Raw genomic sequence first — 5,174 nt, forward strand, 5'->3', positions numbered from 1 at the left:
CGGAGGCACGGGCGGACCAGGCGCGGAATCTGCTCGATGCCGGGCGGGAGCACGACCCGGCGGATGTGGCGTTGTCGCTGGCGACGGCGCGTTCGGCGTTCGAGTACCGGGCGTGTGTCGTCGCTGCGGATGAGGAGGAGAGGCGGCGGGGCCTTCAGGCGCTGGCGGCGGGTGTGNNTGGCTGCTGCGGTGGATGCGCATCTGGACGTGCCTTTGCGGGAGGTGGTGTGGGGCGGTGACGGGGAGCGGTTGGGTCGGACGGAGTTCGCGCAGCCTGCCCTGTTCGTGTTCGAGGTGGCGTTGTTCCGGTTGTTGGAGTCGTGGGGTGTGCGGCCGGATGTGCTGGCGGGGCATTCGGTGGGTGAGCTGGCTGCGGCTCATGTGGCCGGGGTGTTGTCGTTGGAGGATGCTGCTCGGTTGGTGGTGGCGCGGGGCCGGTTGATGCAGGCGCTGCCCGAGGGCGGTGCGATGGTGGCGGTCGAAGCCACCGAGGACGAGATCGCACCGCATCTGACGGAGCGGGTGAGCATCGCCGCCGTCAACGGGCCCCGGTCCGTGGTCGTTTCGGGTGCCGACGACGAGGTGCTGGCGATCGCTGCCCGGTTCGCCGGGCAGGGCCGTAAGACGAATCGGCTCACGGTCTCGCACGCGTTCCATTCGCCGTTGATGGAGCCGATGCTCGCGGACTTCCGCGAGGTCGCCGAGAGCGTGACCTACGCGGCGCCGCGCATTCCGGTGGTCTCCACGGTGACCGGCGAGTCGGTAGGTGATCTGGATGCCGGCTACTGGGTGGAGCAGGTGCGTGCGGCGGTCCGGTTCGCCGATGCCGTCCGCGGCCTCGAACAGCAAGGCGTGCGCACTTTCCTGGAGGTCGGCCCCGATGCCGTGCTGACCGCTCTGGCTCAGCAGAGCGTGGAGAACGACGACGCCCTGCTGGTCGCGGCGGTGCGCCGTAACCGCCCCGAGGCCGAAGCCGTGGTCACCGCGTTGGGCCGGCTGCACGTCACCGGGGCCGAGGTGGACTGGTCCGCGTTCTTCGACGGCACCGGCGCCCGCCGCATCGACCTGCCCACCTACCCCTTCCAACGGGCCCGCTACTGGGTGGATTCGGCCACGAGCGAGGCGGCCGTCTCGGCCGCGGGGCTCAAGGCGCCCCAGCATCCGCTGCTCGGTGCCGTGGTGACGCTCGCCGAGTCCGGCGGTGTCGTACTCACCGGACGTCTCTCGGTCACCTCCCAGCGCTGGCTGGCCGACCATACGATTGGCGACGCGATCGTCTTCCCGGGGGCCGCCTGCGTGGAACTGGCCATCCGGGCGGGCGATCACGTCGGCTGCGAGCACCTGGAGGAACTGACCGTCCAGGCCCCGCTGATTCTCCCGGAGCGCGGTGGCGTCGCTGTTCAGGTCGTCGTCGGCCCCGCGGACGCCTCCGGCCGCCACGCGGTGAGCGTGTACGCACGAGCCGAGGACGAGCCGGACCGGGACTGGAAGCTCCATGCCGAAGGATCGCTGGTTCCTCGTGCCGACGAGCCCCCGGTCACGGTCACGGACTTCACCGTCTGGCCTCCGGTGGGTGCGACCCCCCTGGATGTCGTCGGCGCGTACGAGAAGCTGAGGCAGAGCGGGTTCGGCTACGGCCCCGTGTTCCAGGGGCTCGGATCGGCCTGGCGGCGTGGAGACGAGCTGTTCGCCGAGGTCGCCCTGCCCGAGCAGGAGCACACCGAGGCCGCGCGGTTCGGAATCCATCCGGCTCTCCTCGACGCGGCCCTGCACGTCGGGCTGGTGGACGGGGCCGAAGGCGAAAGTACCGTGCTCCCCTTCGCCTGGAGCGGCATCACGCTGCACGCGGCGGCCGCCACCGCACTGCGGGTGCGGATCAGCCGTCCGGCTGCCGACGGTCTCGCCCTGGAGGCCGCCGACCCCACCGGCCGGCCGGTCGCCACCGTGGAATCGGTCGTCGGGCGGCCCGTGTCCGCCGACCAGCTGTCCCGCAGGGCCGAGGATCCGCTTCTCCGACTTGTCTGGCATCCGGCGGACCCCGGCGAGGCACCGTTCTCCCGGGCCGATTGGAACGATCTCGGCGCCGACGACCCGGTCCCGGACACCGTGGTGTTCACCTGTGCTGCACCGGGCGGCAGCGATGTTCCCCACGCGGTGCGGCAGGCGTCCCACGAGGTGCTGGCCGTCGTGCAACGGTGGGTCACGGACGAACGCTTCGCCCACGCGGCTCTCGTGGTCGTCACCCGCGGGGCGGTGACCGTGAGCGACGGCGACATTGTCGACGTACGCCAGTCCCCGGTATGGGGCCTGGTGCGGGCAGCGCAGGCCGAGCACCCCGGCCGCTTCGTCCTGCTGGACGTGGACGAGGACGGGGATCCTCCGGTTGCAGCGGACCTGGTCACGGGGCTCGGCGAGCCGGAGGCGGCGGTGCGCGGCGGACGGGTGTTCGTACCGCGCCTGGCCCGTGGTCCCGCCGCCGGGGACACCGACCCCGTATGGGACTCGGACGGCACCGTGCTCGTCACCGGTGGCACCGGTGGGCTGGGTGCGTTGGTGGCGCGGCATCTGGTGGTCGAACACGGCGTGCGCCGCTTGGTGCTGACCAGCCGTCGGGGACAGGAGGCGCCAGGCGTGGCCGAGTTGTGCGCGGAACTGGCCGGGCTGGGTGCGAGGGTTCTCGTCGAGGCCTGTGACGTGTCGGACCGCGAGGCCCTGGCCGCGGTCCTCGACCGGATCGACCCCGCATACCCCCTGCGTGGTGTCGTCCACGTCGCCGGCCTGCTCGACGACGGCCTGATCACGTCGCTCACCCCGGACCGGATGGACACGGTCCTGCGCCCCAAGGCGGACGCGGCCTGGCACCTGCACGAACTCACCGCCGGCCTCGACCTGACCGCATTCGTCCTCTTCTCCTCGATCGCCGGCACCCTGGGCTCGAGCGGCCAGGCCAACTACGCCGCTGCCAACGCGTTCCTCGACGCCCTGGCAGAGCACCGGCACGCGGCCGAACTGCCCGCTGTGTCCATGGCGTTCGGTCTCTGGGACATCGGTGCCGGCCTCGGCACGCGGCTCGCCGCCGCCGACGTGGAGCGGATGCGCCGTGCCGGCACCCCCGCCCTGACGGCCGACCGCGGTCTCGCCCTCTTCGACGCCGCCCTGCGATCCGGCATCCCCGCCACCGTTCCGCTCCGGCTGGACCTCGCGACCCTCGCATCCGGAGCCGACGCGGTGCCGCCGATGCTCCGCGCTCTGGTGCGACCGGGGCGCCGACTTGCCCGGACCGGCGCCCCCGCCGCCTCGGCGCTGGCCGACCGGCTGGCCGGGCTGGGCGACGACGAACGCACCGCCGCCGTGCTGGACCTCGTCCGGGGCACCGTGGCCGCTGTGCTCGGCCACGCGTCCGCCGCCGCGATCGAAGAGGACCGGGCCTTCGAGGAACTCGGATTCGACTCCCTGGCCGCCGTCGACTTGCGCAACCGGCTCGACGCGGCGACCGGCCTGCGTCTTCCGGCCACGCTGATCTTCGACTATCCGACCGCTCGGGCGGTGGCCGGACACCTGATGAACCGGCTCGACAACGGCAGCACCGCGCATCTTGCCCCCTCAGCGGTTCGCCGCGCGTCCGACGACGACCCGATCGTCATCGTCGGCATGGCGTGCCGGTACCCGGGCGGAGTCTCGTCCCCCGAGGACCTGTGGCGGCTGGTGGCCGATGGCGTGGACGCCATCGCGCCCCTGCCCGAGGACCGGGGCTGGGACCCGGACGTGTATGACCCGGAGCCGGGCGTGCCGGGCAGGACGTACGCCCGCGACGGCGGATTCCTGTACGAGGCCGCCGAGTTCGACGCGGACTTCTTCGGCATCAGCCCCAACGAGGCCACCCTCATGGACCCTCAGCAGCGACTGCTGCTGGAGGTGTCCTGGGAGGCGATCGAGCGGGCCGGCGTGGATGCCGCATCCCTCAAGGGCAGCCGCACCGGTGTCTACGCCGGCGTGATGTACCACGACTACGGCGGCGGAACGGCCGGCAGCATCGTCTCCGGTCGCGTGGCCTACACGCTCGGTCTGGAGGGGCCGGCCGTGACGGTTGACACGGCGTGCTCGTCGTCGCTGGTCGCCCTGCACACGGCGGCGCAGGCGCTGCGGTCGGGGGAGTGCTCGCTGGCCCTGGCCGGTGGTGTCACGGTGATGTCCACGCCGGACATGCTCGTGTACTTCAGCGAGCAGCGCGGTCTCTCCCCGGACGGTCGGTGCAAGGCGTTCGGTGGCGGAGCGGACGGGACCGGCTGGGGCGAGGGTGCGGGTGTGCTGCTGTTGGAGCGGTTGTCGGATGCGCGGGCGAACGGGCATCCGGTGTTGGCGGTGGTGCGTGGCTCGGCGCTGAACCAGGACGGTGCGTCGAACGGTCTGACGGCGCCGAACGGTCCGTCGCAGCAGCGGGTGATCCGGCAGGCGCTGGCCGCGGGTGGTCTGAATGCCGCGGATGTGGATGTGGTGGAGGCGCACGGGACGGGGACGCGGCTGGGTGATCCCATCGAGGCGCAGGCGCTGTTGGCCACCTATGGCCAGGAGCGTTCGGAGGACCGGCCGTTGTGGCTGGGTTCGGTGAAGTCGAACCTGGGGCACACGCAGGCGGCGGCGGGTGTGGCGGGTGTCATCAAGATGGTGATGGCGATGCGTAACGGGATGCTGCCGAGGACGTTGCACGTGGACGAGCCGTCGGACCAGATCGACTGGACCGAGGGTCACGTGAAACTGCTGACGGCCAACCGCGACTGGTCGGCCGAGGGCCGTCCGCGCCGCGCGGGTGTCTCGTCCTTCGGCCTGAGCGGCACCAACGCCCACGTGATCGTCGAAGAGGCGCCCGACCTGTCCGAGCCGGGGCACGAGGCGCCGAACCGGGCACTGGCCGCGGTGCCTTGGGTGCTGTCCGCGAAGACGCCGGAGGCACTGACGGACCAGGCGCGGAACCTGCTCGAGACTGCGCGCGAGAAGGGCTCTCTCGACCCCGGTTTCTCGCTCGCGACGTCGCGGGGGGCGATGGAACACCGTGCGGTCGTCGTGGCGGAAGAGCGGGATGCCCGGCTCACAGCTCTGGAGGCGCTGGCGGCGGGTGTGTCGCATCCGGCGGTTGTGTCGGGGCGGGTGCGGACGGGCCGTACGGCGGTGCTGTT

Annotated in this window: 2 protein-coding genes; both read left to right on the forward strand. The window is 72.1% G+C overall.

All coding sequences use genetic code 11. The features are described from left to right. Nucleotides 1-65 precede the first annotated feature (65 nt). A complete protein-coding gene (locus tag M1E25_RS25975; RefSeq protein ID WP_372501377.1) occupies nt 66-239 on the forward strand; it encodes a hypothetical protein in 174 nt (57 codons plus the stop codon). Continuing rightward, nucleotides 190-5,174: type I polyketide synthase (locus M1E25_RS23875; protein WP_251419081.1), on the forward strand; the 4,985-nt coding region annotated here is incomplete at its 3' end. The genes M1E25_RS25975 and M1E25_RS23875, both read left to right, overlap by 50 nt.

Origin of the sequence: Streptomyces meridianus (assembly GCF_023703325.1) — a bacterium.
GTDB classification, from domain to species: domain Bacteria; phylum Actinomycetota; class Actinomycetes; order Streptomycetales; family Streptomycetaceae; genus Streptomyces; species Streptomyces meridianus.